Origin of the sequence: Streptomyces sp. NPDC046977 (assembly GCF_040644455.1) — a bacterium.
In the GTDB taxonomy this organism is placed as follows: Bacteria; Actinomycetota; Actinomycetes; order Streptomycetales; family Streptomycetaceae; genus Actinacidiphila.
The window spans coordinates 1-2384 of sequence record NZ_JBEYWO010000084.1 but is presented as its reverse complement, the minus strand read 5'-3'; the positions used below and the strand labels follow the sequence as shown (position 1 = coordinate 2384).

Below are 2384 nucleotides of genomic sequence, written 5' to 3'. Positions count from 1 at the left end.
AGCCTTAACCCCTCAAGGGGGTGGGAGTCCTCATCTCGAAGCAGGCTTCCCGCTTAGATGCTTTCAGCGGTTATCCCTCCCGAACGTAGCCAACCAGCCATGCCCTTGGCAGGACAACTGGCACACCAGAGGTTCGTCCGTCCCGGTCCTCTCGTACTAGGGACAGCCCTTCTCAAGACTCCTACGCGCACAGCGGATAGGGACCGAACTGTCTCACGACGTTCTAAACCCAGCTCGCGTACCGCTTTAATGGGCGAACAGCCCAACCCTTGGGACCGACTCCAGCCCCAGGATGCGACGAGCCGACATCGAGGTGCCAAACCATCCCGTCGATATGGACTCTTGGGGAAGATCAGCCTGTTATCCCCGGGGTACCTTTTATCCGTTGAGCGACGGCGCTTCCACAAGCCACCGCCGGATCACTAGTCCCTACTTTCGTACCTGCTCGACCCGTCAGTCTCACAGTCAAGCTCCCTTGTGCACTTACACTCAACACCTGATTGCCAACCAGGCTGAGGGAACCTTTGGGCGCCTCCGTTACCCTTTAGGAGGCAACCGCCCCAGTTAAACTACCCACCAGACACTGTCCCTGATCCGGATCACGGACCGAGGTTAGACATCCAGCACGACCAGAGTGGTATTTCAACGATGACTCCACAATGGCTGGCGCCACTGCTTCAAAGTCTCCCACCTATCCTACACAAGCCGAACCGAACACCAATATCAAGCTGTAGTAAAGGTCCCGGGGTCTTTCCGTCCTGCTGCGCGAAACGAGCATCTTTACTCGTAGTGCAATTTCACCGGGCCTGTGGTTGAGACAGTCGAGAAGTCGTTACGCCATTCGTGCAGGTCGGAACTTACCCGACAAGGAATTTCGCTACCTTAGGATGGTTATAGTTACCACCGCCGTTTACTGGCGCTTAAGTTCTCAGCTTCGCCCCGACGAATCAGAGCTAACCGGTCCCCTTAACGTTCCAGCACCGGGCAGGCGTCAGTCCGTATACATCGCCTTACGGCTTCGCACGGACCTGTGTTTTTAGTAAACAGTCGCTTCTCGCTGGTCTCTGCGGCCACCACCAGCTCAGAGTGCAAGACTCATCACCAGCAATGGCCCCCCTTCTCCCGAAGTTACGGGGGCATTTTGCCGAGTTCCTTAACCACAGTTCACCCGAACGCCTCGGTATTCTCTACCTGACCACCTGAGTCGGTTTAGGGTACGGGCCGCCATGAAACTCGCTAGAGGCTTTTCTCGACAGCATAGGATCATCCACTTCACCACAATCGGCTCGGCATCAGGTCTCAGCCTCATGAGTGGCGGATTTGCCTACCACTCGGCCTACACCCTTACCCCGGGACAACCACCGCCCGGGCTGGACTACCTTCCTGCGTCACCCCATCGCTCACCTACTACCACCTCGGGTCACCGGCTCCACCACTCCGACATCATCCGAAGAATCAGCCGGCGGCTTCACGGGCTTAGCATCAGAGGGTTCAGCGCTGGCGCTTCAAAGCGGGTACCGGAATATCAACCGGTTGTCCATCGACTACGCCTGTCGGCCTCGCCTTAGGTCCCGACTTACCCTGGGCAGATCAGCTTGACCCAGGAACCCTTAGTCAATCGGCGCAAGAGTTTCCCACTCTTGTATCGCTACTCATGCCTGCATTCTCACTCGTGAACCGTCCACGACTCCCTTCCAGGGCCGCTTCACCCGGCACACGACGCTCCCCTACCCATCACAGCCTCCGTTGGGAGTATTGCTGCAATGACACGACTTCGGCGGTACGCTTGAGCCCCGCTACATTGTCGGCGCGGAATCACTTGACCAGTGAGCTATTACGCACTCTTTCAAGGGTGGCTGCTTCTAAGCCAACCTCCTGGTTGTCTGTGCGACTCCACATCCTTTCCCACTTAGCGTACGCTTAGGGGCCTTAGTCGATGCTCTGGGCTGTTTCCCTCTCGACCACGGAGCTTATCCCCCGCAGTCTCACTGCCGCGCTCTCACTTACCGGCATTCGGAGTTTGGCTAAGGTCAGTAACCCGGTAGGGCCCATCGCCTATCCAGTGCTCTACCTCCGGCAAGAAACACACGACGCTGCACCTAAATGCATTTCGGGGAGAACCAGCTATCACGGAGTTTGATTGGCCTTTCACCCCTAACCACAGGTCATCCCCCAGGTTTTCAACCCTGGTGGGTTCGGTCCTCCACGCGGTCTTACCCACGCTTCAACCTGCCCATGGCTAGATCACTCCGCTTCGGGTCTTGGGCGTGCGACTCAAGCGCCCTATTCGGACTCGCTTTCGCTACGGCTACCCCACACGGGTTAACCTCGCCACACACCGCAAACTCGCAGGCTCATTCTTCAAAAGGCACGCAGTCACGACA

1 rRNA gene is annotated in these 2384 nt (G+C 57.3%); it reads right to left on the bottom strand.

Annotation, left to right across the window (positions count from 1 at the left end):
* Positions 1–2384, bottom strand: a 23S ribosomal RNA gene (locus ABZ883_RS43085); the annotation flags it as partial.